At 57.3% G+C, this 24,992-nt stretch carries 27 protein-coding genes and 1 pseudogene; 12 read left to right on the top strand and 16 right to left on the bottom strand.

The features are described 5' to 3' along the window. Positions 1–368: 368 nt before the first annotated feature. From speE to AC1ME2_RS23555, 5 genes are all read right to left on the bottom strand, one after another. A complete protein-coding gene (gene speE / locus AC1ME2_RS23575) occupies positions 369–1,229 on the bottom strand; it encodes a polyamine aminopropyltransferase (RefSeq protein ID WP_480437242.1) in 861 nt (286 codons plus the stop codon). Positions 1,230–1,448: 219 nt separating this feature from the next. Next, positions 1,449–1,640: a PLDc N-terminal domain-containing protein gene (locus AC1ME2_RS23570; RefSeq protein ID WP_480437240.1), complete on the bottom strand. Its 192-nt coding sequence runs from the start codon at positions 1,638–1,640 to the stop codon at positions 1,449–1,451. Between the two features lie 112 nt (positions 1,641–1,752). Beyond that, the gene (locus AC1ME2_RS23565; RefSeq protein WP_480437238.1) at positions 1,753–2,283 is read right to left on the bottom strand and encodes a hypothetical protein; all 531 of its coding nucleotides are present in this window, start codon (positions 2,281–2,283) and stop codon (positions 1,753–1,755) included. A 126-nt stretch (positions 2,284–2,409) separates the two neighbouring features. Then, complete coding sequence (locus AC1ME2_RS23560) at positions 2,410–2,967, bottom strand: ankyrin repeat domain-containing protein (RefSeq protein WP_480437236.1); 558 nt, start codon at positions 2,965–2,967, stop codon at positions 2,410–2,412. A 101-nt stretch (positions 2,968–3,068) separates the two neighbouring features. After that, positions 3,069–4,901 carry a long-chain-acyl-CoA synthetase gene (locus AC1ME2_RS23555; RefSeq protein WP_480437233.1) on the bottom strand — a complete coding sequence of 611 codons (1,833 nt, stop codon included), beginning with the start codon at positions 4,899–4,901 and terminating at the stop codon, positions 3,069–3,071. A 467-nt stretch (positions 4,902–5,368) separates the two neighbouring features. Between AC1ME2_RS23555 and AC1ME2_RS23550 the strand changes: the two genes are divergently transcribed. Together AC1ME2_RS23550 and AC1ME2_RS23545 are read left to right on the top strand one after the other, a co-directional pair. Next, positions 5,369–5,647, top strand: a complete 279-nt coding sequence (locus AC1ME2_RS23550) for a DUF3509 domain-containing protein (protein ID WP_480437231.1) — start codon at positions 5,369–5,371, stop codon at positions 5,645–5,647. A 377-nt stretch (positions 5,648–6,024) separates the two neighbouring features. After that, positions 6,025–6,966, top strand: a complete 942-nt coding sequence (locus tag AC1ME2_RS23545; protein ID WP_480437228.1) for a CgnE/CgnB domain-containing protein — start codon at positions 6,025–6,027, stop codon at positions 6,964–6,966. On the opposite strand, the gene AC1ME2_RS23540 is transcribed toward AC1ME2_RS23545, so the two are convergent. The 6 genes from AC1ME2_RS23540 to aroC form a co-directional block, all read right to left on the bottom strand. Beyond that, positions 6,959–7,681 (bottom strand): helix-turn-helix domain-containing protein, encoded by a 723-nt coding sequence (locus AC1ME2_RS23540; RefSeq protein ID WP_480437226.1) that lies wholly within the window; start codon positions 7,679–7,681, stop codon positions 6,959–6,961. The genes AC1ME2_RS23545 and AC1ME2_RS23540 overlap by 8 nt on opposite strands. Positions 7,682–7,956: 275 nt before the next feature. After that, positions 7,957–8,640 (bottom strand): acireductone synthase, encoded by a 684-nt coding sequence (mtnC, locus tag AC1ME2_RS23535; RefSeq protein ID WP_480437223.1) that lies wholly within the window; start codon positions 8,638–8,640, stop codon positions 7,957–7,959. 17 nt (positions 8,641–8,657) lie between these two features. Further along, complete coding sequence (locus tag AC1ME2_RS23530; protein WP_480437221.1) at positions 8,658–9,203, bottom strand: 1,2-dihydroxy-3-keto-5-methylthiopentene dioxygenase; 546 nt, start codon at positions 9,201–9,203, stop codon at positions 8,658–8,660. Positions 9,204–9,215: 12 nt separating this feature from the next. After that, positions 9,216–9,830: a methylthioribulose 1-phosphate dehydratase gene (locus tag AC1ME2_RS23525; RefSeq protein ID WP_480437218.1), complete on the bottom strand. Its 615-nt coding sequence runs from the start codon at positions 9,828–9,830 to the stop codon at positions 9,216–9,218. Continuing rightward, positions 9,827–10,990, bottom strand: a complete 1,164-nt coding sequence (locus AC1ME2_RS23520; protein ID WP_480437216.1) for an MFS transporter — start codon at positions 10,988–10,990, stop codon at positions 9,827–9,829. Before AC1ME2_RS23520 ends, AC1ME2_RS23525 begins: the two co-directional genes overlap by 4 nt. Positions 10,991–11,027: 37 nt before the next feature. Beyond that, positions 11,028–12,119: a chorismate synthase gene (aroC, locus tag AC1ME2_RS23515; RefSeq protein ID WP_480437213.1), complete on the bottom strand. Its 1,092-nt coding sequence runs from the start codon at positions 12,117–12,119 to the stop codon at positions 11,028–11,030. A gap of 173 nt (positions 12,120–12,292) precedes the next feature. On the opposite strand from aroC, the gene AC1ME2_RS23510 reads away from it, so the two are divergent. The 4 genes and pseudogenes from AC1ME2_RS23510 to AC1ME2_RS23495 all read left to right on the top strand — a co-directional run. Continuing rightward, a complete protein-coding gene (locus AC1ME2_RS23510) occupies positions 12,293–13,270 on the top strand; it encodes an alpha/beta hydrolase (protein ID WP_480437211.1) in 978 nt (325 codons plus the stop codon). A 114-nt stretch (positions 13,271–13,384) separates the two neighbouring features. Continuing rightward, the gene (locus tag AC1ME2_RS23505; RefSeq protein WP_480437209.1) at positions 13,385–14,182 is read left to right on the top strand and encodes a hypothetical protein; all 798 of its coding nucleotides are present in this window, start codon (positions 13,385–13,387) and stop codon (positions 14,180–14,182) included. Between the two features lie 415 nt (positions 14,183–14,597). After that, positions 14,598–15,458, top strand: coding sequence for a CAP domain-containing protein (locus AC1ME2_RS23500; RefSeq protein ID WP_480442306.1), 861 nt, complete (start codon positions 14,598–14,600; stop codon positions 15,456–15,458). 49 nt (positions 15,459–15,507) lie between these two features. After that, positions 15,508–15,633 (top strand): annotated as a pseudogene (locus AC1ME2_RS23495) (SDR family NAD(P)-dependent oxidoreductase); the annotation flags it as partial. 159 nt (positions 15,634–15,792) lie between these two features. On the opposite strand, the gene AC1ME2_RS23490 reads toward AC1ME2_RS23495, so the two are convergent. Then, positions 15,793–16,155 carry a winged helix-turn-helix transcriptional regulator gene (locus tag AC1ME2_RS23490; RefSeq protein WP_480437205.1) on the bottom strand — a complete coding sequence of 121 codons (363 nt, stop codon included), beginning with the start codon at positions 16,153–16,155 and terminating at the stop codon, positions 15,793–15,795. Positions 16,156–16,268: 113 nt separating this feature from the next. Between AC1ME2_RS23490 and AC1ME2_RS23485 the strand changes: the two genes are divergently transcribed. The 4 genes from AC1ME2_RS23485 (at position 16,269) to AC1ME2_RS23470 (ending at position 18,721) form a co-directional block, all read left to right on the top strand. Next, positions 16,269–17,003, top strand: a complete 735-nt coding sequence (locus AC1ME2_RS23485) for an SDR family NAD(P)-dependent oxidoreductase (RefSeq protein ID WP_480437203.1) — start codon at positions 16,269–16,271, stop codon at positions 17,001–17,003. 70 nt (positions 17,004–17,073) lie between these two features. Then, positions 17,074–17,673: an NADPH-dependent F420 reductase gene (locus AC1ME2_RS23480; RefSeq protein ID WP_480437201.1), complete on the top strand. Its 600-nt coding sequence runs from the start codon at positions 17,074–17,076 to the stop codon at positions 17,671–17,673. 158 nt (positions 17,674–17,831) lie between these two features. Next, positions 17,832–18,257, top strand: coding sequence for a nuclear transport factor 2 family protein (locus tag AC1ME2_RS23475; protein WP_480437198.1), 426 nt, complete (start codon positions 17,832–17,834; stop codon positions 18,255–18,257). A gap of 47 nt (positions 18,258–18,304) precedes the next feature. Continuing rightward, positions 18,305–18,721 (top strand): nuclear transport factor 2 family protein, encoded by a 417-nt coding sequence (locus tag AC1ME2_RS23470; protein WP_480437195.1) that lies wholly within the window; start codon positions 18,305–18,307, stop codon positions 18,719–18,721. 512 nt (positions 18,722–19,233) lie between these two features. Here the strand turns inward: AC1ME2_RS23470 and AC1ME2_RS23465 are convergent. From AC1ME2_RS23465 to AC1ME2_RS23455, 3 genes are read right to left on the bottom strand one after another with little or no spacing between them, the layout of a single operon-like run. Continuing rightward, a complete protein-coding gene (locus AC1ME2_RS23465; RefSeq protein WP_480437192.1) occupies positions 19,234–20,211 on the bottom strand; it encodes a saccharopine dehydrogenase family protein in 978 nt (325 codons plus the stop codon). Further along, positions 20,208–20,609: a VOC family protein gene (locus AC1ME2_RS23460; RefSeq protein WP_480437190.1), complete on the bottom strand. Its 402-nt coding sequence runs from the start codon at positions 20,607–20,609 to the stop codon at positions 20,208–20,210. The genes AC1ME2_RS23465 and AC1ME2_RS23460 overlap by 4 nt, the downstream gene beginning before the upstream one ends. A gap of 29 nt (positions 20,610–20,638) precedes the next feature. Further along, positions 20,639–21,382, bottom strand: a complete 744-nt coding sequence (locus AC1ME2_RS23455) for an SDR family NAD(P)-dependent oxidoreductase (RefSeq protein WP_480437188.1) — start codon at positions 21,380–21,382, stop codon at positions 20,639–20,641. Between the two features lie 138 nt (positions 21,383–21,520). Between AC1ME2_RS23455 and AC1ME2_RS23450 the strand changes: the two genes are divergently transcribed. Then, the gene (locus AC1ME2_RS23450) at positions 21,521–22,414 is read left to right on the top strand and encodes an AraC family transcriptional regulator (protein ID WP_480437186.1); all 894 of its coding nucleotides are present in this window, start codon (positions 21,521–21,523) and stop codon (positions 22,412–22,414) included. 656 nt (positions 22,415–23,070) lie between these two features. On the opposite strand, the gene prmB is transcribed toward AC1ME2_RS23450, so the two are convergent. Next, positions 23,071–23,979: a 50S ribosomal protein L3 N(5)-glutamine methyltransferase gene (gene prmB, locus AC1ME2_RS23445; RefSeq protein WP_480437184.1), complete on the bottom strand. Its 909-nt coding sequence runs from the start codon at positions 23,977–23,979 to the stop codon at positions 23,071–23,073. 260 nt (positions 23,980–24,239) lie between these two features. Between prmB and AC1ME2_RS23440 the strand changes: the two genes are divergently transcribed. After that, complete coding sequence (locus AC1ME2_RS23440) at positions 24,240–24,830, top strand: cysteine hydrolase family protein (RefSeq protein WP_480437182.1); 591 nt, start codon at positions 24,240–24,242, stop codon at positions 24,828–24,830. Positions 24,831–24,992 lie beyond the last annotated feature (162 nt).

The following is a 24,992-nucleotide window of genomic DNA, read 5'->3' as shown; positions in this document are numbered from 1 at the left end:
GCGTTCTAGGGTCCGTTGGATTCAAGTTGAATGAAGTTCAAATGCATGTGCGACCTACACTGTTCTAGACGGCGAGGTCGGCGCGGCGCGCAATTTATTCATGATCGTGTGGAGTTTACCAATGATCCGCGCCAAATCGTTAACGACGACGCATCTGAAAAAAGTCGGCCCCTGCTCTAGAGCAAGGGTCGCAGCCGCCACAGGGCGAAATATCCGGGCATGATTTTCTGGAATGGGCTGTGAAAATTTCGTCTCGCGCAGCCCCTTAAATGTAAGGCGCTGTGTCAGGGAGTTTGCACACAACGATCTAAATCGTTATGTCCACGTAACAAAAAGCCGCCAATGATGGCGACTTTCCACATCACAAATCAGTCGTTACTTGGCTTATTGACCGCCTGCAAAACATACTGCGGCAATGCAAATGCGCCGATATGGATTTCAGGGTTGTAATAGCGCGTAACAATACCGCTGCCGGCGAAGCGCTGACGCAGAGTCTCCAAAGGCAGTTTGCGGTAGTCCGTATTGGTCGCGCCCCAAGCGAAGGTCATGGCGCCACCGATGTAAGTCGGGATCGCGGCCTGGTAGAAGTGCCAGTCCGGGAACAGGCCGCGCAAGCGGCCGGCAGTGGTCTGCACTTCGGTCAACTGCATGAAGGGCGTGCCGTTCTGTGTGACCAGGATGCCGCCGTCGTTCAGGCAGCGACGGCAGGCCTCATAGAAATTTTCGGAGAACAGCACTTCGCCCGGGCCGATCGGGTCGGTGGAGTCGGAAATGATGATGTCGAATTTTTCTTCGGTGGTGGCCACGAAACGCATGCCATCGTCGATCACCAGATTCAGTCGCGAATCGTCGAAGGCACCTTTGGAGTGATTCGGCAAAAATTGCTTGCACATCTCGACCACGGTGCCATCGATTTCGACCATGGTGATGTGTTCGATGCTGCGATGCTTGGCAACTTCGCGCAACATGCCGCCATCGCCGCCACCAATAATCAGTACACGCTTGGCGGCGCCGTGGGCGAGGATCGGTACGTGAGTGAGCATCTCATGGTAGATGAACTCATCGGCTTCAGTGGTCTGGATAACGCCGTCAAGCGCCATGACCCGGCCCATGCGCGGGTTCTCGAAGATCACCAGATGTTGATGCTCGGTGCGCACTTCATGCAGCAGTTTTTCCATGCGGAAGCGCTGGCCGTAGCCTTCATACAACGTTTCTTGATAATCGCTCATGGGTAAGTCCCCGGTGAATACTGGTGGCAACGGACAGCGAGCTGCTTTAGAAAAAGCGTCGCCCCTAAGAAAGGCCGGCATTCTACGTCGCAGACGATGACAGGTCGAACCTCTATTGGTCCGCTCGCCAGGCTCGTTGACAGGCGGAATATAAAAAGCGCCTGACTGCGGTCAGCAATCAAGCGCTTGGCTTATACGATCAGCCTCAGGTGAAACAGGTCAGAAGCGCACGTTTCCACGCGGCCCGGCAATCGCCCAGATAATTAAACCCAGAACCGGCAGCAGCACAATCAGCAATACCCACAGGATCTTCATCCCGGTTTCGGCGCTGCTTTTCAATACGTTGATGATTGCCCAGATATCCAGGGCAAGGATGATCAGCCCGACCAGACCATTAAACGTGGAACCCATGGTGTTGCTCCTAAATGAATGCATCCCTGCTTAGGATAGTTACACGCAGGGAGGGTTCCATTTCGCCAGCACCTTATTTTCGCGCCCCAAGGCACCGAAGGCCTTGCCCGGATCAAACATGCAACGCAATGCGCAGCGCTTCCAGTGAAGGCGTTGCCGTGATGCCCACCGCCGCCGCCAACTCGATCACCCGATCCTGATCCTGACCATAGACCAGCACCGATTGCAGCTCATCGTCCAATGGCTGACTGAGGTTCATCAGTACATAACCGCCCTTCTCCCGGTTCATGCTGCTCAGTTGAATCTGAATCCGGTTGAGAGCGGTCAATGCTTCGGTCTTGGCCAATTGCTTGGGTTTGATGTTGAAGGTCACGTCCTGACCGAAGGATTCAACGATCTGTGCGAACAGGTCCACGTAGCTGTCGGCCTGAAACAACACGGTCTCCGGCAAGCTGCCAACCACCACCCATTCGCCCAGCGGGATGGGGAAGCTGTCGTCGTAGTTGATGTCCGGATTGGCCGCGAGAAACGCCTGGGGATCGGCATAGGCTTGGGCGGCATCAGCGGCGATGTGCGCGATTTCTTCCTCGCCCATACAACCCGAACTGATTTTGCTGATTAATTCTATGAGTTGGTTTTTCATGGGTTGTCCTGACAATTGGCGATAGGGGGCGCGAAAATAAGGCGCGAAGGATAGCTGGAAATCCATCAGGCCTCTATTGGTACGGCCTTGATTGACGCTAACTCTGCGCAACCGCCCCCAGCGCGATCACGGGACACGCGGAGATGATCGGCCGTTTAGCTTGCTCAATTGCTCTGAGGTGTCCGCAGCGCCCATGGTTTGCGCAGCGGCCAATGGGGTGACGCCGTTGGCGTCTTGCGCGTGAGGGTTGGCGCCTTTGGACAGCAGGTAATCGACTATTTCAGTGCGGTTGAACATGGCGGCCATCATGAGTGCGGTACGCCCGTCCGCAGAGGCGCCTTCCACTTCGGCACCACTTTCCACCAGCAGCTTGACCACTGGCAGGTCGCCCTTGAACGCAGCACCGGCAATCGGGCTCTGACCGTTGTCGTTACGAATTTCAGGGTCGGCCTTGAACTCCAATAGCACGCGAACACTGTCCTGATGACCGTGGTAGCTGGCCAGCATCAACAACGTGTCGCCCTTGTGATTGCGCAAATTGGGGGGCAGGCCTTTTTCCAGTAATCGGCCGAGCATCAGCGCATCGCCCTTGCGTGCGACATCAAATACCTGCTCGGCAAACTCCAACGACTCGTCATCGGTCATTTGCTTGGCATCGTTAGCCGGTGTTGAATGATCTGACATGGTGTACTCCTTGAACGCCGCAGGCAGTTGGAATGAACGGGCTGCCTGGCAGTCTCCAGAGCTACCCGCCCAGGGTCAAGGTATGTGGGTGATAGCCAAACTCAATAACGAAACTTGCCAGCATGGATATCCAGCAGCACATCGGCCGTGACGGGCACATAAGTGTCTGAGCCTGGTAACCAGGCGTAAACCGGATCCTCCCCGGTTTTGTCGGGATCGAATGCCTCGTCCTTAAGTCGAGTCTTCTGGTACTTGAAGGTTCCGGTGGTTTCCATCTTGACCTTCACTCGCAGGAATACCGGCACTGCGTAGGACGGCATCTGATTTTTCGCAAACTGCAGCAGCTCTTTGAAATCCAGTGTTGCCAACGACTCGGCCGGGGTAATCGCTGCCATGCCGGCGCGACCATTGGTGTTCCTGATCTCGACGCCATAAGCCACAGCTTCAGAGATTTTTGGGTGCTGGAGCATGATGTTCTCGACTTCAGTGGTCGATACGTTTTCGCCCTTCCAGCGATACGTATCGCCCAGCCGGTCGACAAATTGCACATGACCAAAACCGATATCGCGCAACAAATCTCCCGTATTGAAGTACCGGTCACCTTTTTCGAATACGTCGCAGAGGATCACTTTCTGATTTTTTTCAGGGTCGGTGTAACCATCGAGCGGCGCTTTGTCATCAATCTTCGCCAGCAACAACCCTTGATTGCCCTTCCCGATCCTCCGCATGAAGCCATCCGCATTACGGACCGGCGCACCGCTGTCATGGTCGTATTCCACCAATGACCAGGCTTGAAGGGAAAAGCCGACGGTGTTGTCGAAATTGAGGACATTGGTGAAGCCGATATTGCCATCGCTGGCCGCATACAGCTCGCAGACATGGTCGACAGCGAAGCGTTTTTTGAACTCGGCCCAGACCCCGGGACGCAAACCATTGCCGATCATCTTGCGCACTGGATTGTCGGCGTCACCGTCCTGCTCCGGTTGATCCATCAGGTAGCGGCACAGCTCGCCGACATAACCAATGGTGGTCGCCTTGAACGTGCGCGTATCGCTCCAGAATTGACTCGCACTGAACTTGCGCCGAATCGCAAACCCCGACGCACCGCACACCGCAGAGCCCCAGCACACATTCAGGCCGGTGGCGTGGTACAGCGGCAAGGTGCAATAAACAATGTCGTCAGGTCGCATATCCAACGCGATCATGCCAAAACCACCGTAGGTTTTCATCCAGCGACCGTGCTTGAAAATCCCGGCTTTGGGTAAACCGGTGGTGCCGGAGGTATAGATATAAAAGCACGCGTCATTGGCATAGATGTACTGCGTGGTCATCGGGTTTACCGGGGACGCTTCAGCGCTGACCCGCACCAGATTGACATAGCCCTCCGGGGCCTGCCCGGCATCCTTGCTGGTGTCCTGATCGGCAACGAAGAACGTTTGGCCCGCGTCAATGGCGACCTCGGCGCGTACCGCATCGTAAACCGCGACCAACTCCTCGCCGATGATAATCGCCACCGGTTTCACCAGATTCAGGCTATGCACCAACACCCCCTGAGTTTGCGAGGTATTGAGCATCGCGCACACGCCGCCGATTTTCGCTACAGCCAATACATGCACCAGCAGTTCGGGACGGTTCTCAATGAAGATCCCGACCACATCCCCCTTGCTGAGACCTTGACCGATCAAGTGATGGGCGATGCGATTGGCCCACTGATTGACGTGCTCGTAAGTGAACACACAGTCCTTGTAAAGCAACGCCGGGCCCTGGGGGTTGCGCAACACTGCGTGCTCAAAGGTCCAGCCCAACCCGCACGGCTGATCTGCCTTGGTAACGCGGGACATTTTCATTCCTTTGATCACCCGTGGCAGCGCCCTGGCGATAGAAGGAAGCTTACGGGCCATCATGGCCCACGTGATCATGTCGCGATGACTCATGGTTGCTCCTTCGTAACCGCGTGATTCTGTTTTTTGTTTTAGGCGCGATGATTGCGGGGGCAGCCCCTGCGCTGCTGCACAGAAAGTACGTCAGCCGTTCAAAGGCTGTACACGATGAATTTGAAACGTTTTGTATCGCCCAAATGGGAGAGCGTTGCACTTGTTCCTGTGCTGCGAGCGATCTATTCATGCGGCGGATGGAATGTATCCACGCCATCGCTGTCCTACCTTCAGTACGGCCCCTAAACCCGCTGATCACTCGATCCTCTGCCAGGCTGCTATGCCCCCAGCTTCCCCGCAAAATGCAGGATGCCCCATGGCCTTTCATGCATTTTGCACGATTTAAAAAATGTCATTATTTTGTAAACCATTGATTTAGATAGGTATTGTTTAAATAACAGTACTGGCACAAACACTGCAGCCGTTACTCCACGCTTGTTATCCCATGAGCAATGGAGCCGTTAGACATGACTTTTATCCAAGAAAAATTCGCATCCGTATTTTCCGAGTTCGAAGTCACTACCCAAGCCCGTCCAGATGGTGGTGTATTGCTGACCTTGTGCAATAAAGAAGGCAAACAGATCCGTCGTTCAGTGTCCTACGCCCAACTGCACACTGCCGTGCAACTGGACTGGGTGATTAGCGCGATTCGCCGAGACCTCGCCGCACAAGCCAGTGAGCTACCCGCGATCTCCATGCTGCAAAGTCAGCATCGCTTTAATTTGCCGACCTACTACACACGCTAAATCAATTCAGGCGACATACGCGGCAAAAAAAGGCCGTAGGCGAACATCAGCGTCTACGGCCTTTTTACATCTGCACACCCACAACTACCCACCGCATCAGTTAATACCCTTCCTGGGCTATCCGCACCTGCCCGACCGGATAGTTTTATTCGTGCCGAGTTTGCCATAACGTTCTTCTGCCAGGCATACCGTCGGGTCGAAAAATAGAGAGGCCAACCCCATGAATAAGCAAACGCTGAATCGCGTAAAACCTACACAACAGAACACCTTTGGTTTTTACCCACTGACCAAGTGGTAACGCCTCCACCTGTTTAACGCAGTCAGGCATGCCATGACACTAGCGTCACGGCATGCCTTTAACTACCGAGTCAATAATAATGAATACTCTAAAACACCTCGAACGTTTTTTTGGTTCAAGCGATATCAGTTTATTAACCGACTCCAAAGAACTCATTGCTCACGCACAGGCGCAGTCAATCAACGCCCTATTGATCAACTCACTGAGCAGCCTGCCAGCCAACAGTGTGTGCATTACTTTCAGTAGGCAAGCCACGGAGTCGCTGCAACACCTTGCGGCCCACTGCACATCCGGACGCACGCTGTATACCCAGGCTCACGCATTCGACCCGACACTGAAAAGCGGGATCTACACCCTCGACCTGATCTGCTCCAGCGACTATCGCCTGGCCATGCGCAAACAGGAGCAACTGCTGTCACTGCTCGACGACCATCACGCATTGCGCCTTACCGGGAACAACACCCACGGTACGTTGCACATACGCCACGATGTCGCGCCTTACGCGATGATTGAGGAGGACATTGAAGCGGCGCAAGGCGCTTATATATTCCCGCTGGCTGAGTTGCTGGAAGTCCACTACACCCACATGAACCCGGATGAACCGCGCACCTTTACTCTTGACGGTGAATTCAACGTCGCGGGCATCCTCTGCGCCCGCGGCTACCATGATCCGGCCATAAAACCCCGGCTGGTCAAATCGTTGGCCAGCCTGTCCCATGAGGTTGCTGCCCACGGCGCCACGGCGATCATCGAAGACAGCCAGGTCCGATCGTTTACCTTGGGTGCTCGAGACTACTGCGCGCTGCTGACCGAAGCCACCGGCCCCCGGGGGCTGCATTTGACCGAGTGTGCATTCGGGGTCAACGCCAGCATTGCCGACAAAATCGACTACCGCATCAACTCCCAACTCAACGAAGGCATCGAAGGCCTGCACGTCGCTGTGGGGGATGGTCGACAGGGTTATCACATCGACATGCTGATGCCGGGCGTGGTCGCGACGCCCTTGGGCCGAGTCATTTAATAATGCCTTGGCAAAGCGCCTCCCCCACCGCCTGCGCTCGATTGGAAACACCTAACTTTGAATAAATACTCTTGAAGTGGTACTTCACCGTGGCTTCGGAAATAGCACGGATAACGCTAATTTCCCATGCTGTCTTGCCTGCACGAGCCCACTTGAGCACTTCCAGTTCTTTTTCGGTGAGCGCCCTGGCGTGCAGTTTTCGGCCTTTGCCGGCCATATGCAGAATGGGGACAAGGCTGCTCAACAGGTACTTGTCTCTATCGTTGAGCGCACGGTTCATCGCGTTGAGTGAACACACGGTGACAACACCTTGCTGAACACTGGCCTCATTGGAATAGCCGTAGGAGGCACCGGGCATCAATCGATAATCCTGAACCACCTCTTTGTAGGTCGGCGTCGGTGGATGACGTTCGAACGCATTGTCCCAGTCCATGAAACCCAAGTGCTCGCGATAACTGCGGATGACCGGATCGTCCATCATCAATCGCCCATGACGGTAGAGGTCGCTCCAGACACTGTCCACATTAGAAGTGATACAGGTCAGCAATACTGTCCCTTTGAACTGATAAAGCATGGCACGATCACAACAGCATTGGCACCTTAACCAACCCAAGGCATTTTCGATAGCCTTGTCGCCATTGAGTTCTGTAATGCTGACCACCATCTGTTGAATGAGCTGGGTCAAATCGGCGTTGACTGATACTGCACTTCCCATGGCTATCTCCCTTTACCCCCGACATAAAGCATTCAGGAATCGACAGACAAAGAGTTGCACAGTAAAAGGCATTTAAAAATAAAAGAAATTACAAACAGGGTTTACTTACTTATCAACAAGCCACTTCCCACAAAACAACAAGAAAAACCCTACAGATACTTCGCACGATCATAATAAAAATCATGACGCATAATCGACCGCAATCACCCTCTATCAAGGGCGATTGCAGTTAAAGGGATGATAAAGAAGCCCCTCCAGGCGGAAGGCAAACCTTTCTAGAAAGCCGACAGGTCAATCACCGCAAAACTAGCGACATTGGCGTGTCCGATCAACTCGCCGCCCTTGCGCACCAACCCACAGGTGGGCATGCCTGCTTGCTGGGCAGCGTCGAGTTCTTCGACGATATCGGACAGGAACAGGATCTCCTCCGCAGGGCGACCTATTGCTGCCGCAATGCTGCGATACGATTGCGGCTCACGCTTGGGCCCGGACGTCGTGTCGAAATAGCCGCTGAACAGCGGCGACAGGTCACCTGCTTCGGAGCAGCCAAAAATCAGCTGCTGCGCCTGAATCGAGCCCGACGAATAGACATACAGCTCATAACCTTCCTGATGCCAGCGCTTGAGCGCCTCGACCGCGTCCGGGTAGACATGACCCTTCAACTGGCCGGCTCGATAGCCCTGCTCCCAGACCATGCCTTGCAGCGCCTTGAGCGGCGTTGCCTTGCGGTCTTCAGCAATCCATTCCAGCAAAATTTCGATTACACGCTCAATGTTGGCCTGGGGCTCGGCGATCTCGTCGCGCACTGCTTGCAACTGCAGGGCCACCGCAGGTTGCGTGGCCTCTTGGCGAACAAAGTCCGGCAAGTGCTCTGCTGCGTAAGGGAACAACACCTCGAACACGAAACTCACCGCGCTGGTGGTGCCTTCGATGTCGGTAAGGACTGCTTTGATGGACATGCAAACTCCGTGTCGTTTTAGTCTTCAAGCCTTGGGAAATAGCTGGCAATCTCTTCGCCAGTAAACTTCGCCACCCAGCCGTCAGGGTTATTGAACAACCTGATCGCCACGAAATGCGGGTGTTCACCCATGTCGAACCAATGACGGGTGCCAGCTGGAACCGTGATCAGGTCATTCTTCTCGCACAGTACGGCATACACGTAATCGTCGATGTGCAGCGTGAACAAGCCACGTCCGGCCACGAAAAACCGTACTTCGTCTTCGCCATGCTGGTGCTCATCAAGAAACTTGGCGCGCAACTCGGCTTTCTTCGGATGGTCGCGGTCGAGGCTGATCACGTCCACCGTGATGTACCCGCGTTCGGTCATCAATTTATCGATCTGTACCTGATAAGCCGCAATCACTTCTTCCTGGGACGCGCCCGGCGTGATGGGTGCCGTCGCTTGCCAGCGGTCGAAGCCGACGCCATGCTCGGCCAGGGTTGAAACGATGTCGTCCAGGTGGGTCAACACTTTGTTTGGCAAATCGGGAGTGGAAACGTGATAAACGGACAGGCTGCTCATGACGGCAATTCCTTAACGGTTCAGTAAAGAGCGAGCCTTGAGCTCGCACTCGAACAAAAATTCAAACGCTTCGATCTGACGCAGTGCGTCGCTCATTCTCGCGCCCCAGGTGTACAGACCATGGCCACGAATTAGGTACCCGGCGCAATCAGGATGGGTATCGAGCCAAGGCTGGACCTTTGCTGCCAATCGGGCAATGTCCTGGTCATTCTCGAAAATCGGCACAACGACCTTCGATTCATGGGTCACCACGCCAGCAAATGCTTTCTGCAGTTCATAATCTTCGAACACCACCTGATCACCCGCCGTCAGGCGCGACAACACGGTCGCATTGACTGAATGGGTGTGCAGCACCGCACCTACTTGCGGTTTACAGCGGTACAACTGAGTGTGCAGCAAGGTCTCGGCCGATGGCTTTTTACCCGGTTCCAGGCTGTTGCCGGACAGGTCGGTGACCAGCACGTCATCTTGGCCCAACTGACCTTTATGCTTGCCTGACACCGTCAGTAACGCGGTGGTCGCCGACAACCGTGTCGAATAATTACTGCTGGTGGCTGGCGACCATCCACGGCCATATAAAAAGCGTCCGGCGTCGATGATTTCCTGAGCGAGCTGTTCGCGGGTCATGCCCTGTCCTCTTTCATTCGTGTCGCAATCATGACGGCGGCGGCGAGTGCCGCAAGACTGGCAATACTGAAGGTCCAGTTCGGCCCCAGTACATTCCAGCTATAACCAGAATACAACGCACCCAAGGCACCGCCCGTTCCGGCCAATGCGGCATACAGCGCCTGGCCCTGGCCTTGTTGCTCAGGGCCGAAACTACGCTGAACAAAATGGATGGCCGCTGCGTGAAAACTGCCGAACGTCGCGGCATGCAGGATCTGGGCGAAGACCAGCACGGGCAAATGTTCGGCGAAATTGCCCAGCAACAACCAACGCAGCGCGGCCAACAAAAAACTCGCCAGCAGCACATGGCGCAGGGAAAACCGCATCAGAATCCGGCTCATCGACAAAAACATCAGCACTTCGGCCACGACCCCCAACGCCCAGAGTAGACCGATGAAACCGCGACTGTAGCCCAAATGCTCCAGATGCAGGGTCAGGAAGGTGTAATAAGGGCCGTGGCTCAACTGCATCAATGCAACGCTGGCGTAAAAAGCCAGGACACCAGGACGGGTGAGCTGTTTAAGAAAACCGCCACCGGCCAGCGTGTGTATCGACGGCGCAGGTTGCGCATTGGGCACCCACCAACTGCTGGCGACGATACCGGCCATGATCAACAGCAGCGCCTGCGGGTATACGTCCAGGCTGAACCCCTCGAACAGCCGACCCAGCGCCACCACCGTGAGGATGAAGCCGATGGAGCCCCACAGCCGGACCTGGCTGTAGCGAGCGGTCTGCCCCCGCAGATGGGCCAAGGTGATCACTTCGAACTGCGGCAAGACGGCGTGCCAGAAGAACGCGTGCAACGCCATGACCATTGCCAGCCAGGCGTAGCTCTTGTCGAACAGGATCAGGGAGAACGTCAGCAGCGTACAGATCGCCCCAAAGCGCACAATCGCCAGACGGCGCCCGGTGTAATCCCCCAGCCAGCCCCAAATATTGGGGGCGACGCAGCGCATCAGCATAGGAATGGCTACCAACTCACCGATGCGTGCGCTGGAAAACCCCAGATGATCGAAGTACAGCGCCAGAAACGGCGCCGTCGAACCCAGCAAAGCGAAGTAGAACAGATAGAAACTGGACAATCGCCAGTAAGGGACCTGCCCTTGGGGAAGTGAAGCCACGGCTAAAACGCCGTGACTGCATCACCGTCATCGGGCATTACAGTTGGCCCAGTACGGGAGTCGACACGCATACATCGGCGTTCTGCCCGCGATTGCGCAGGAAATGATCCATCAACACGATCGCCATCATGGCTTCAGCGATGGGCGTGGCGCGGATGCCGACGCAGGGGTCGTGACGACCTTTGGTAATGACGTCGACCGGGGTGCCATGGACATCGATGGAACGTCCAGGCGTGGTAATGCTTGAGGTCGGCTTGAGCGCCAGATGGGCGACAATCGGCTGCCCCGATGAAATCCCACCCAAAATGCCACCGGCATTGTTCGACAGGAAACCCTGCGGCGTCATCTCGTCGCGATGCTCAGTACCGCGCTGGGCAACACTGGCGAAACCGGCGCCAATCTCAACGCCTTTGACCGCATTGATACTCATCAGCGCGTGCGCCAGCTCGGCATCCAGGCGATCGAAAATCGGCTCGCCCAACCCCGGCTTGACGCCTTCGGCAACCACGGTGATTTTGGCACCGACCGAATCTTGATCCCGGCGCAGCTGATCCATGTATGCCTCAAGCTCTGGCACTTTGTCCGGGTCCGGGCAGAAAAATGCGTTCTGGTCCACCGACTCCCAGGTCTTGAACGGGATTTCAATCGGGCCCAACTGGCTCATGTAACCGCGAATTTGAATGCCCTGGCTGGCCAGGTATTTCTTGGCGATGGCGCCCGCCGCCACGCGCATGGCCGTTTCACGGGCCGAGCTGCGACCACCGCCGCGGTAATCGCGCTGGCCGTACTTGTGGTGATAGGTGTAGTCGGCATGCGCGGGGCGAAACAGGTCTTGAATCGCCGAGTAATCCTTGGACTTCTGATCAGTATTGCGAATCAACAGACCGATGGGACAACCCGTGGTCTTGCCTTCGAACACACCGGAGAGGATCTCGACTTCATCGGCCTCCTGGCGCTGAGTGGTGTGGCGGCTCGTGCCGGGCTTGCGGCGATCCAGGTCGAGCTGCAAGTCTTCCAGCGACAGTTCAAGCCCTGGCGGGCAGCCGTCAACAATAGCGACCAGTGCCGGGCCGTGGCTTTCGCCGGCCGTGGTAACAGTGAACAGCTTGCCGTAGGTATTGCCGGACATGCAGGACGCTCCGCGAAATTAAGCCAAAACAATCAAACGATCTATTTATCAATCAAAACCGCAAGCGCGCCAGTATACGCAGGCTGCCTGAGTAGTTCATCCTTCAAGCGTATTGCCGAACCTTATCCGCGTTGACGCGTCCAATCGGCACTTGAACAGATGATGGCCTACCGATGTTGCGAGTCACAGTTTTACTTCGAGCTATTGCTGTAATCCTGCCCCTGATTACCGGCCTTGCCCAAGCCGCCACACCGAGCATATTGCAACGCCCCATCAGCCTCGACACCGGAACCGGCGAGCTGTTTGGCACGCTGTTGCTACCCCGATCCGACGTCCCGGTGCCCGTGGTACTGATCATCGCTGGCTCCGGCCCCACTGACCGCGACGGCAACAACCCCGACGGCGGTCGTAACGACAACATGAAGCTGCTGGCGAATGTCCTCGCCAAGCACAATATCGCCAGCGTGCGCTACGACAAACGGGGCGTGGCCGCGAGCAAGGCAGCCACGCCCGATGAGCGCAACCTGAGTATCGAAGCCTACGTCGCCGACGCGGCGGCCTGGGGGAAAATGCTCAAGACCGACCCACGCCTGGGACAATTGATTCTGCTGGGGCATAGCGAAGGTGCCTTGGTTGCCGCCCTTGCAGCAGAGCAAGCGGGGGCCGCGGCAGTGATTTCCGTCGCGGGCACCGGACGCCCGGTCGACCAAGTATTGCGCGAACAACTGCAATCCCGATTGCCCCCGCCCTTGCTGCGACGAACCGAACAGCTGATCGACTCGCTTAAGGCCGGCCACACCGATGACAACGTGCCACCTGCTCTGCAGGTGGTTTTCCGCCCGAGCGTGCAGCCGTACCTGATTTCGCTGTTCCGCCAGGACCCGGCCGCCGCCTTCGGCAAATTGCACGTCCCGGCCTTGATTATTCAGGGCCGCAACGACATTCAGGTGGGCATTGGCGATGCCCAGCGACTCCAGGCGGCCAAACCCGACGCGGAACTGGCACTGATCGACGGCATGAACCACGTCTTGCGTATCGTACCTAATGACATCCAGAGTCAACTCGCGTCCTACAAAAACCCACAACTGCCACTCGCCAGCGAGCTTTCAACGCGTATCTTGCGCTTTATTAACGCATTGCCTGCCGCGTAACAGACGTTTGCAGGCACAAACCGGCCAATGGCCTTCAGTCCTGAAAAAAACGGCCGATAGCAGATGGCTGGTACTGAGTTTGCTGCTTGGTGCCTGGGCCACAGGATCTCTGATATGACCGACACTCAAGCCACACCCGACGCTGAAGTTGAAGCCGAAGCCGTTGCGCCGGATCCTGCGAGCTTGCCGTGGGCGGAGGTTCGACCGGAGCATTTTCAAATGCTCCGTCTGGCGCCACTACAGACCGACCGGTTCACCGGCGGCCGCCCACTGCGCTTCGTGCAGTTCGGCCGCGCCGAACGCAACGATAAAGAACACAGCTTGCTGCGTATGAACATCCAGTTGCCTGCCCAGCAGGTGCGCAAAGAGCAGAACCACCTCGACGTATGGGTCGATCACAGCACTCATCGGGTCCGATTCAGCCCCGAGGCAGGACTACAAATCGAACCATGGAATCGTGGTATCGGTCGTTTTTTGATGGCCCAAGGCATTCACTGGGCGCAGAAGAGATGGTCGCACTATGAGATCGACGAGCGTGTACTCGCCAGTAAAGATGCCCTTAACGAAGACACCCGCCTGCGTCGCGATCAGTTCCTGACCACTCTGGGTTTCGAGATTGAGTACGCCGACGCTCAGCACATGAAAGGCACCGTCAAACACGTGCAGGTTGCCGAACTGCTAAACACCTGGAACAGCGAAAAGGTCCAGATGGTGGAGATTCTCGACGCCGCCAATATGCTCCAGCAAGCAGAACAAAACCTGCAGGAGCAAGATGTCAAACTGCGCAAGCAGGACGAAACAGTCACCCGGTTCAAACGCGAAGACAGCGGTTTGCGCTTTACCATCGCCTGCCTGGTAGCGTTCGCGGTATTCCAGGCCGGGCTACTGATCTGGATTGCTACGCACCGTTAGGTTTCCCTTGCGTTAGGAGGCCCCGCCGCGTCTTCGATAGCCGCGCTGTCGCGCAGAAACCCAGGTTGCGATTTGTGTGTTGTTATCGGTGGTGGTGCGTCAGATTGCGTAATTGCATGGACTTGACCATCCATTTGCATTGCCACTGACCCGTCAATTGCATTCGTGCTGACCAACCGTTTGCATTCGACTTGACCAGCAGGCGCGGTAGTGACGACTGGCAGAGAGCGGCCAGGAGCGGACGCACGACTCCAACAATAAATTCCCCCCTTTGCTCGTGAAACTTGTGTTGAGGCCCACAGTCTTAGCCCAGCCTCGGAATCCATTTGCGAGCCAATACAGCGAAACGCTCTGCGGTCATTCCTCAGCCCACTATCGCCATTACCGTCGTCATCCCATCAGAGCTGCCCGCCTCATGCGCCAGACCGTTCGCTCCTCCTGCGTTTTCTCGCTCTGCCTTATTCCTTTGCTCCCCCTGTTCGCCAGTCCCGCCCATGCTGGCGGGGAAAGGCAACTGGTGGAGGACATCAACGACTACCGCGCCCAACCGCAGCGCTGCGCGGGGCGCACGGTCCAGGCCTTGACGCCGCTGGCTCTGAAGTCGAACCTGGCCTTGCAGATCGGCTATGGAGGCGTTACGCGGGAGACGTTGAAGGATTCCGGCTATCAGGCGGTGTCTGTGCGGACTATCCGTCTGGTCGGAGCTGAAGATGCCGAGGAGGCCTTTGACATGCTCCAGAGCCGCTACTGTGGGGCCCTGCTCGATACCCAGTTCGCCGATATTGGCGTGCATCGCGACGAGAGTGAATGGCAGGTGGTGCTGGCGCGGCCCTTGCTCGATGGGCATCTGGACGACCCGCGAGCGGCGGGCAAGACGTTGCTGGCACAAGTCAACGCGGCACGGGCGAAACCGCGCCTGTGTGGTCGTCAGCGCTTCGCCGCTGCACCGCCGCTGACCTGGAATGCCGCCCTGGGGACAGCGGCGCAGGGGCACAGCCGGGCGATGGCCAACGACAATTACTTCGCGCACCAGGACCCCAACGGTGATATGCCGTGGGACCGAGCGAAGGCCGCCGGCTACGGTGGCCGGCAGATCGGAGAGAACATCGCCGCCGGGCAGCGTTCGCCGGGCAAGGCTATGGAAGGCTGGCTGACCAGCCCTGGGCATTGCGCCAATCTGATGAACCCGATGTTTACCCAGGTTGGCGCGGCCTATGCCGCGAACTCGCGTAGCGACAACGGCGTCTATTGGACGATGCTGTTCGGCGCGAAATGAGGAAATGGGGGACACCCGTTAGCCGGTCCTGCGTCAAGATCCAAAGCCTACCCACGAAGACTACGCTGCTGTGCTGTCGGTGAACCTGAATGGTTTCTTCTACATCACCCAACTCGCCATCGCCGAGATGGAAAAACAAGGCAGCGGCCATGTCGTCAGCATCACCACCAGTCTGACGTATTCAGCCGGTCGCGACAGGCAGTAATCGGCCAGAAGCGGACCTTCGACTATCGTCTAAAAACAAACATGGGCCAGAGCACCCAAACCGCGCATCCTGACAGTCCCTCCCACGAATGCGCAGGGTTGTCCGACTCAGAGGTTCTTCAGCATCCTGCTAGGGCAAAGCGTCGCGCTTGGCGAAGATGCTTGCCATTTCCGCCGCGTTCTCGGTTCCCCAGGCGCACAGCGGGATGATCGCGTCAGCCAAGCTGCGACCGAGCGGGGTCAGCGCGTAGTCCACGCGCGGCGGCACCTCCTTGTAGTCGGTCCGCGCCAGCACGTGATCGGCCTCCAGATCCTTCAATTGCTGGATCAGCACCTTGTCGCTGACGCCTTGGACCAAGCGTTTGAGTTCGCCGTAGCGCTTCGGGCCGTTGCGCAGGAAAAACAGGACCAGCGGTTTCCACTTGCCCGAGATAATGCGCAGCGTGGCGTTGAGCCCGCAGCCTGTGCCGCAGATTTCAGAAGTCGTCGTCATTTTTTGATACTTACCTAAAGGTGCATACTTGCCCTTAGGTTATCAGAACTCCATAGTTGTCCTCAAGCAAGCAGCTCCCTGCTTTCGTACAACTCCAACGAAGGATGCACGACATGACCAGACTGAATGGAAAGACCGCTGTCATTACCGGTGGCGCTACCGGCATCGGCCGTGCCGCAGCAAAACGCTTCATCGAGGAGGGCGCCTTCGTCTTCATCTTCGGCCGCCGGCAGGAAGCGCTCGACGCCGCCGTGGCCGACCTCGGGCCCAATGCCCGCGCGGTAAAGGGCTCGGTTTCCGATGAGGCCGACCTCGACCGACTCTACGCGGCGGTGAAGGCCGAGCGCGGAACCCTCGACATCGTCTTCGCCAATGCCGGGGCGGGAAGCCGGCTTGCGCTCGGCAAGATCACCGCCGAGCACATTGACGAAACCTTCGACACCAACGTGAAGGGTACGATCTTCACGGTCCAGAAGGCGCTGCCGCTGATGGGCCAGGGCGGTTCCATCATCCTAACCGGGTCGAGCGCCGGCACCACGGGCGCCCCGGGAATGAGCGCCTACAGTGCGAGCAAGGCGGCAGTGCGCAACCTCGCGCGGACCTGGGCGGAGGACCTGAAGGGCACCGGCATCCGGGTAAACGTGCTGTCGCCCGGGGCGACGGCGACCGAGCTCGCGAAGGAAGCGCTGGGCGAGGAGGGCCAGAAGGCCTACGCCGCGATGACTCCGCTTCAGCGCATGGCCGATCCGGCGGAGATCGGGGCCGTGGCCGCCTTTCTAGCGTCGTCGGACAGCAGCTTCATGACCGCCAGCGAGGTCGCCGTCGACGGCGGCCTAGCGCAACTCTGACGCTACGCCCTACGGCGCTCCATTCGATTAGTCGGAGCGTCGTAGGGCTCGGTAAACTGAAGGAAAATATATGAGCTACGCAATTATCGGCTTCGGCAATATTGGCCAGGCCCTGGCCAAGGCGTTTGCCCGCAACGGCATCGAAGTATCCGTTGCAACCACGCGCGACCCGGAAAGCTTTGCATCCGCCGCGGCCGCGATCGGACCCACGATCATTCCCAAAAAACTGGCGGAAGCCGTCAAGGCGGACATCGTCTTTTTGGCTGTCCGTTTCGAGTCACACCCGGATGTCGCGAAGGCGTTGCCGACCTGGAAGGGAAAGACCATCATCGATGTGACCAATGCCTACGGCGTTTCCCCTGAGGAACTGGGAGGACAGCCTTCTTCCAAGGTCGTCGCGCAGGCCTTCACTGGTGCAAGACTGGTTAGGGGCTTCAATCATTTGGGCGCGGCCGTCCTTGGTCAAGATCCGGCCGTGCAGGGTGGCAGGAGAGTCGTGTTCCTGTCGAGCGATGATGACGGCGCCGCAGCGGAGATTGGTGCGCTTGCGGAAAATCTCGGTTTCTCGCCGATCAAACTTGGCGGGCTTTCGGAAGGTGGACTGCTTGTGCAAGCGCGCGGAAATAGCTGGGGTCAACTGATCTTTAAGGACTTGGTCAAGTTCGACTGAAGAATCGTGATCGCAAATTTTGATGCGATCCTGCCTCGTGGACAAAGGGCAGCCACAGTTTGACTGAAGCGAGGGCGACGCCGACATCACGTCCTCGCCGGCAGGTCCAAAACATATACGATTTGTTAAGTGCTTAATAATGAAGATAAGGAGCGACGATGTTTAATAATGAAAGAATAATTAGAGAACTCTGCGCCGCCGCAGAGGGGCAAGGAACGGATATCGAGAAGTTTGTCTCCATGTTCTCTGAGGAAGGATACATGTGGGATATGGCTTCCGGCATGAAGTTCCGCGGGAAGGCCATTGGTGAGTCTATCGCTGGTCTGGTAAGTGCGTTCCCCGATGTCCACCGTGAGTTGTTTAACCTCTACGTCGCGGGAAACGTCGTCGTTGTCGAGCTCGCGATTCGGGGAACGCACAAAGGTGATCTGGCTCTTGCTTCTGGGACTCTAGCTCCCACGGGCAAGGCGATAGATGTCCCGTCTTGCGATGTCTTTCACCTCGAGAATGGGAAGATCATATCCTTTCATTGCTACAACGAGGCCTCCGTAATGCAGCAACAACTTGGCGTCGGTCTCGGCTGAATTAGCGACACTACGCGATCTGATGTAAGAGCAATGGAGAGGTCTTTATGAGCATTCAAGAGAATATCCAGATTGTGAAGGACTTTTTTGCAGCAATGGGTGGCGGCGATAGGCAAGGTCTGCTGGCGTTGTCTGCCGAAAATATCGAGTGGATCATTCCGGGAGAGGGCTGGCCGCTGGCCGGCACGCACCGCGGGCACGCGGGATTGGCAGACTTGCTTCAGAAGGCTTCAGGAGAGATGGAGATTTCATCCCCAGAGCCCCCCGAGTTCGTAGCGCAGGGAGACCGGGTTCTGGTGGTCGGCTTCGCTACGGGGAAAGTCAAAGCCACGAATAGGACGTTTGAGGACTATTTTGTCTTCGCCATCACTGTTCGGAATGGCAAGCTGACGAACATTCGAGAATATGTCGACACGCAAGCACTGGCGCGGGCCTCAGAAATGGACGCAAGCCCCAGGCCCTAAGCCATCGGGACCGATACCACCCGAGACGATCCGCAAAGGGTTGATGTATTGGTCACGGGCCTGGCGCCACTTGACGTTGCATTGGCTGCGTTGATGTAGAGGCTTGTCCGGATCCGGCGGTGCGCTCGACCAGCTTCATGTGCTGATGATCCGTGGTGCGATTCGCCATGCGCAGTCTGGCAGTGGCCGATGTCTGCCTGTCGCCACCGTCAGCTTTGGGTCGCTTTCTGCCCCTCATGACAGGCAAGAATCGGCCAAAAGCTGTCCTCCGCATTATTTAGGGAAATTGGCAGCGCATCAACCAAATTGGGCGTATGACGGAGCGAACACCCACACCAATGGCAGCTACCGCGCTCCATCAAGCAGGGACTGGAGAAGGAGTGAAAGTGCGGTATGAGGTGGTGTGTGAATCTGCTGCGACCGGGGCTTGCGTCATTATCTGAAACCTGGAGCCCTACAGGCGAACGTCAACGTATCGACCGCGCCCTTGGTGGCAGAGGTGTTGTCGCGCCCTAAAAATCTGTGATTGTCGTCCCTGCAATCGTCTCTGCGAATCCGATGCCAAACACCCGCGCAGGCGTTTCAAAGCCTGGTCGTCTCTCACCGCCCAGCACCCGGCGTGCAGCCTCCACTGCGGCCAACGGTGTGTAGGTGTAGCCGTTGAGGGTCTCGATCACTGAGCGCGCACTTGTGCCGTCAGCGCCAATGACTTCAGCCACGGCTCGGGCGCGGCGGGCTTCACGCTGCTCCGCACTTGGGCCATCGGGAAGTTGTGAGAGATCGCCTTCAGGAAAGGCATCGCCGGTGATGTGCACGAACATGGAAATGTTGGGAATACCGGTGGAGTGCCAGCCGGTGACCAGGTCACCGAAAGACAGTGGCGCGCACAGTGCCGGGCCGTCGCCAAAATCGAAGTGCTGCGGCTTCGTATCCGGGGTGGCGACCAGCAGTCCGTCCACTCGTGCCAAAAGGCCCGTGCCAATGATCTCGCTGACACTCAACGCTGATCCCCGTGACATGGAGCCTGCGACCTGTAACGCCACCTTCAGGGCCTGCGGATCCTGCACACGTCGAGCGACATGCATCGCCAGGCAGTCTGTCGGCACCACGTCCCAGCCGACTCCGGGCAGCAGCATGACACCCGCCTCGGTAGCCTGAGCGCCAAGCCGTTCTGCCAGCCGATAGACATTGATCTCGGCCGTTATGTCCAGATAGTCGACCCCGGCCTTAATACAGGCCTGCATCAAGGCGTCCGCCGTCTGAGCAAAAGGCCCTGCGAAATTCAGCAGCGCGCCGATGCCGTGCAGGGATTCGGCTGCTTGGGCATCAGGGGCGAACACTCGATAAGGCACGCCCAGTTGCGCAGCGAGTGACTCCAGCCTTTCTCCATTGCGGCCAGAGATCACAATGTCCAGCCCCAGCGCTTTGGCATGCTCGGCAGCCATGCGACCGGTATAGCCGGTCGCCCCGTAGATCATTAATTGATTCATTGGGCGTGCTGCCAGTTTTTGTAGACGAATTCGAGGCTGTAACCGTCCGGGTCAAGGACATTGGCGGCGTAATAATTCGGGTCGTAATACAGACGTGCGCCAGGTGTACCGTTGTCTACAGCGCCATTCTCCATAGCCGCCGCGTAAGCTGCGTTGACCTCGGCCTTGCTGTTCGCCACGAAGCCAACATGAACCGCCCGCCCCTCCACAACACCCTCGCGCAACCAGAAAAAGACCCGCCCATTGGCACCGAAGCCCTTGAGGTCCGGGTGGCCTGGCGGACCGTCCTTGCCGTCGTAATCAAGCCTGCCGGTAATACCAAGCGGGGTCAGTGTCGCCGTGTAGAAACGGATGGAACGATCAACGTCGCTTACCGAGATAAAAATATGATCAAGCATTGCGATTGCCTCGCTTTTCAGATGCAGATTTAGATGAAATACCCGCCCGCGACTTCGATAGTCTGGGCATTGATCCAGCTTCCTTCTTCGGACAGCAGCATGGCGATAACGCGAGCTACGTCCTCTGGCTCGCCCACCCGGCCAAGGGCGGTTTGCGATGCGAGTAAAGCTTCGAATTCGTCATTCAAGCCGCCACCGAGTTCCGTGCGGATCGCCCCCGGCGAGACGGAGTTGGCACGGATGCGCCGAGGGCCGAACTCCTTGGCCATGTAACGAGTCAACACGTCGAGTCCGCCCTTGAAAGCCGCATAAGGCGCGACGCCTGCCGTGGCCACTCGGGTCGTGGCGCTGGTCAGGTTGACGATGCTGGCGCCCTCTTCCATCAGCGGCAGCAAGGCTTGAGTCAGGAAAAACGGGCCTTTGAGGTGAACGTTCAACAAGCCGTCAAACTGCGCCTCGGTGACCGATTCTAGGGGATGGAACAAGCCATGGCCCGCGTTGTTCACCAGACCGCCGAGCGTTGCCACACCCCAGGTTGTCTGTAAGGCGAGCACCACCGTTTCTCGGAAGTGCTCGAAGCTGCTCACATCAACAACGTCCAGTTCAAGCGCCACGGCCTTGCCGCCCGATGTCTGGATACGCTGGGCAACAGCGTTTGCTGAATCAGCATGGCTTTTGTAGGTGAGGATGACCCCCATGCCGCGTCGAGCACAATGTTCGGCCGTGCTGGCGCCGATGCCCCGGCTGCCACCGGTGATGACGATAACGCTCATGTGCTGCTCCAATGTCACTGAGATGAGTCACCACAGTAACCATCGCCTTCGCAACGAGCACAGCCGTTCCTACTCGAATCCTGCCTGTTTCTGCTTTTTGCTTGCCTGGGCGTATCAGCCTGGGTTCAGATGTTTCCCATGACAAACCGACTGAATGAACTTCGCTCGCTGGCTTCCCGTGCTGAAAACCGCCGCACGGAGACGGGCATCCCACGTGTAGCCATGGTCCAGGGCGAAATCCCTGAACATCTGCTGGCGGCCGTTTACGACCCGATGATCAACCTGATCCTGCAAGGCAGTAAATCAATGACCATCGGCGACCGCACGCTTCGCTATGACCCGGCGACTTATTTCGTCATGTCCATCGAGTTGCCTGCGGTCGGTCAAGTACACCCTGCCTCTTCCGGTGAGCCTTACTTGGCGGTCAGCCTGACACTCGACCCGACGATCCTGGCGACTCTACTGTCCGACCTGCCAAAGCCCATCGGCCAATACGACAAGGATGCAGGCTTTTCGGTAGCCGCCGTGACGCCCGACTTGATGGATGCCTGGGTGCGCATGCTTCGATTGATGACCCGGCCTGAAGAAATTGCGGCCCTGGCGCCTGTATACGAACGGGAGATTTTGTACCGTGTTTTACAAGGCCCACACGGCTGGATGCTGCGAGACATCGCGGCACCCGATAGCGCCATGGCTCGGGTCAGCCTGGCCATTCAGTACATTCGCCAGGAGTTTGCCGAGTCCATCAGGGTGGAGACACTGGCACAACGCGCTGCGATGAGCGTGTCAGCCTTTCACCGTCACTTCAAAGCCGTCACCGCGCTTAGCCCGTTGCAATATCAAAAAAGGGTTCGACTACTTCAGGCTCGTACGTTGCTGGTGGCCAACGCCAAAAGTGTTACTAACGCGGCCTTTGAGGTCGGCTATGAAAGCGCTACCCAGTTCAGCCGCGATTACGCACGGGTATTTGGCTTACCGCCGGCACGAGATGCCGCCAGGATACTTGGGGAAACCCGAGGCGAGAGAAGATAGGAAAAAAATGACTATTAACCCCGTCACGTATTGAGTCGGCTTGGCAGTCGGTCTTTGTCAGGACCAAGCTATAGGGCCAAGAGATCATTGTTTTGATGGAGCGATAGCTGCTCCTTGGCGAGAGACAGCAATCGGCCATTTTGCGCTTGCTTTCAATGTCAGCTATGGGTCGGTTGCAGTCCTTCAGTGCTTGGCTGACGCACTCCCCCTAAGTGGCACCCACTGACACCCATCAACTGCAAACAACTGGTCAGTGGCGATGCAATTAGGTGGTCAAGTGAGATGCAATTACGCATCAGATAAACCGCCTTAACGAACAAGACTGGGCGTCCCGGTTGCTCTTACAGGGACTTTGATTTGCCTTTGGGGTTTTGTGTGAATTGACTGCCGAATTACGGCAAGGCCCCGTTTTCAGGAGGCCGAGCGCAGGCGTTGCGCAGTGGGTAACGAGGCAAGGACGCCGAGTAAGCCGCAAGGGGCGAGGGGCGAGGGATGGCCCCTTGCGCCCCCCCCCCGGAGCAACGCCTAAGCGAGGATCCGTATGGAGGGGCAAGCGTTAATGAGATGGTCAGCCCAGCACGGGAACCCCGGGAAATCTAAACTCACCGGGGTTCTCACTTGCTCGAAGGCGTTGTATCAGGCACCCCTCATTACGATCAAACCCGCGAAGCGAACAACGCTTGATGTTGGCGGCATTGCTCGGCCGTCAGCATGAATACGCCATGACCGCCACGTTCAAACTCCAGCCAGGCGAAGTCGACTTCCGGGTACAGCGCCTCAACGTGAACCTGGCTATTGCCAACTTCGATGATCAGCAAGCCCTTCTCGGTCAAATGCTCCGCTGCCTGACTGAGCATGCGCCGCACCAGGTTGAGGCCGTCATCGCCGCAGGCCAGCGCCAGTTCTGGCTCATGTTGATATTCATCCGGCATGTCGGCGAAATCTTCTGCATCGACATAAGGCGGGTTGGAGACGATCAGGTCGAATCGCTGCCCCGGCAGGCCATCGAAACCATCACCCTGCACGGTATAGACGCGCTCATCCACACCATGGCGCTCGATGTTTTGATTGGCCACTTCCAGCGCTTCAAAAGAAAGGTCGGCCAACACCACTTCAGCGTTGGGGAACTCAAACGCACAGGCAATACCGATACAACCGGAGCCCGTGCACAGGTCGAGAATTCGTGCAGGGTCTGCTGCCAGCCAGGGCTCGAAACGTTTTTCGATCAGTTCGCCAATCGGTGAGCGAGGGATCAGCACCCTTTCGTCTACGATGAACGACAGGCTACAGAACCACGCCTCGCCCAGCAGGTAAGCGGTTGGGATGCGCTCGTCGATGCGGCGTTTGAGCAAGCGTTGCAGATTGACCAGCTCGTCGTCTTCCAGGCGGCAATCCAGATAACTGTCGGCAATTTCCCAAGGCAGATGCACCGCACCCAGCACCAACTGGCGGGCTTCGTCCCAGGCATTGTCGGTGCCGTGGCCAAAAAACAGATCTTCCCCGTGAAAACGGCTGACGGCCCAACGGATATGGTCGCGCAGGGTGCGCAGGCGGGAAGTGATCACGGGGCTTGCTCCTTGAAAAAACGACCGACGATTCTATCAGTCATGGCCTGAACAAACGATGTCCGAAAGACGATTGATTGCGCCCACAATGACAGGCCGCCTGCGGCGGTTTCACAGTCACTTTGCAGGCAAAACGACATAAATCGCGAACGGTCCGATGGCTTGCAGCCCTGTAACGACGCCGCTTGCAATCGTTGCCATTCACATAACCGCTCAGCCAGAGGACAATGTGACAAAAGCCCCACACAACGGAGCCCCAGATGTCAGACCCAAAAACGATGTTTCAACTCAGCGGCCGTGGTTACGCACCGGCCAATCTGAGCAACGCCAGCCTGATCATTATCGATGCGCAGAAGGAGTACGTCAGTGGTCCGTTGGCGCTGACCGGCATTGATGAGGCCGTGGCCAATATCTGCAAACTGGTGGATGCTGCCCGAGCAGCGAATCGACCTATTGTTCATGTGCGCCATCTCGGCACCGTGGGCGGGCTGTTCGATCCACAGGGTGAACGCGGCGAGTTTCTCCCAGAGCTCCTGCCCCAAGGCGAAGAGCCGATCATCGAGAAGCGCCTGCCAAATGCCTTCAACGGCACCGGCCTGGACGACCTATTGCAACGCTTGGGCTCCCTGGACCTGATCGTGTGCGGTTTCATGAGCCACTCAAGCATCAGCACCACTGTCCGCGCAGCCAAAGACTATGGCTATCGCTGTACCTTGGTGGAAGACGCCTGTGCAACCCGCGACCTGCCCAGCAAGCGGGGCGTGATCAGCGCCCAAGTGGTTCACCAGACCGAGATGGCAATCATGGCCGACAATTTCGCCACGCTTGCATTAACCAAGGATTTGATCTGAAAAAGGCTTGATCCTTCGGGAACTGACCCGCCCTTACCGCTTCGGCAGTTCCTGAAAAAACATCCCTGTTGCCCCTGCCAAGGTGACGAACGTTACGTAACCGCCCATCTATTAATCACGCCCATAGCCTTTGATCCCCCTCAAAACGGGAACCACCAGGTC

The sequence above is a fragment of the Pseudomonas sp. ASL9 genome (assembly GCF_056680335.1).
Note: the sequence above shows the minus strand (reverse complement) of the source record. Positions and strands in the feature narration are given on the sequence as shown.

Coding starts and splice junctions, on each gene's coding strand:
- speE (WP_480437242.1), bottom strand. CDS start 1,229: ATGAGCGATTATCAAGAAACGTTGTATGAAGGCTACGGCCAGCGCTTC.
- AC1ME2_RS23570 (WP_480437240.1), bottom strand. CDS start 1,640: ATGGGTTCCACGTTTAATGGTCTGGTCGGGCTGATCATCCTTGCCCTG.
- AC1ME2_RS23565 (WP_480437238.1), bottom strand. CDS start 2,283: ATGAAAAACCAACTCATAGAATTAATCAGCAAAATCAGTTCGGGTTGT.
- AC1ME2_RS23560 (WP_480437236.1), bottom strand. CDS start 2,967: ATGTCAGATCATTCAACACCGGCTAACGATGCCAAGCAAATGACCGAT.
- AC1ME2_RS23555 (WP_480437233.1), bottom strand. CDS start 4,901: ATGAGTCATCGCGACATGATCACGTGGGCCATGATGGCCCGTAAGCTT.
- AC1ME2_RS23550 (WP_480437231.1), top strand. CDS start 5,369: ATGACTTTTATCCAAGAAAAATTCGCATCCGTATTTTCCGAGTTCGAA.
- AC1ME2_RS23545 (WP_480437228.1), top strand. CDS start 6,025: ATGAATACTCTAAAACACCTCGAACGTTTTTTTGGTTCAAGCGATATC.
- AC1ME2_RS23540 (WP_480437226.1), bottom strand. CDS start 7,681: ATGGGAAGTGCAGTATCAGTCAACGCCGATTTGACCCAGCTCATTCAA.
- mtnC (WP_480437223.1), bottom strand. CDS start 8,640: ATGTCCATCAAAGCAGTCCTTACCGACATCGAAGGCACCACCAGCGCG.
- AC1ME2_RS23530 (WP_480437221.1), bottom strand. CDS start 9,203: ATGAGCAGCCTGTCCGTTTATCACGTTTCCACTCCCGATTTGCCAAAC.
- AC1ME2_RS23525 (WP_480437218.1), bottom strand. CDS start 9,830: ATGACCCGCGAACAGCTCGCTCAGGAAATCATCGACGCCGGACGCTTT.
- aroC (WP_480437213.1), bottom strand. CDS start 12,119: ATGTCCGGCAATACCTACGGCAAGCTGTTCACTGTTACCACGGCCGGC.
- AC1ME2_RS23510 (WP_480437211.1), top strand. CDS start 12,293: ATGTTGCGAGTCACAGTTTTACTTCGAGCTATTGCTGTAATCCTGCCC.
- AC1ME2_RS23505 (WP_480437209.1), top strand. CDS start 13,385: ATGACCGACACTCAAGCCACACCCGACGCTGAAGTTGAAGCCGAAGCC.
- AC1ME2_RS23500 (WP_480442306.1), top strand. CDS start 14,598: ATGCGCCAGACCGTTCGCTCCTCCTGCGTTTTCTCGCTCTGCCTTATT.
- AC1ME2_RS23490 (WP_480437205.1), bottom strand. CDS start 16,155: ATGACGACGACTTCTGAAATCTGCGGCACAGGCTGCGGGCTCAACGCC.
- AC1ME2_RS23485 (WP_480437203.1), top strand. CDS start 16,269: ATGACCAGACTGAATGGAAAGACCGCTGTCATTACCGGTGGCGCTACC.
- AC1ME2_RS23480 (WP_480437201.1), top strand. CDS start 17,074: ATGAGCTACGCAATTATCGGCTTCGGCAATATTGGCCAGGCCCTGGCC.
- AC1ME2_RS23475 (WP_480437198.1), top strand. CDS start 17,832: ATGTTTAATAATGAAAGAATAATTAGAGAACTCTGCGCCGCCGCAGAG.
- AC1ME2_RS23470 (WP_480437195.1), top strand. CDS start 18,305: ATGAGCATTCAAGAGAATATCCAGATTGTGAAGGACTTTTTTGCAGCA.
- AC1ME2_RS23465 (WP_480437192.1), bottom strand. CDS start 20,211: ATGAATCAATTAATGATCTACGGGGCGACCGGCTATACCGGTCGCATG.
- AC1ME2_RS23460 (WP_480437190.1), bottom strand. CDS start 20,609: ATGCTTGATCATATTTTTATCTCGGTAAGCGACGTTGATCGTTCCATC.
- AC1ME2_RS23455 (WP_480437188.1), bottom strand. CDS start 21,382: ATGAGCGTTATCGTCATCACCGGTGGCAGCCGGGGCATCGGCGCCAGC.
- AC1ME2_RS23450 (WP_480437186.1), top strand. CDS start 21,521: ATGACAAACCGACTGAATGAACTTCGCTCGCTGGCTTCCCGTGCTGAA.
- AC1ME2_RS23440 (WP_480437182.1), top strand. CDS start 24,240: ATGTCAGACCCAAAAACGATGTTTCAACTCAGCGGCCGTGGTTACGCA.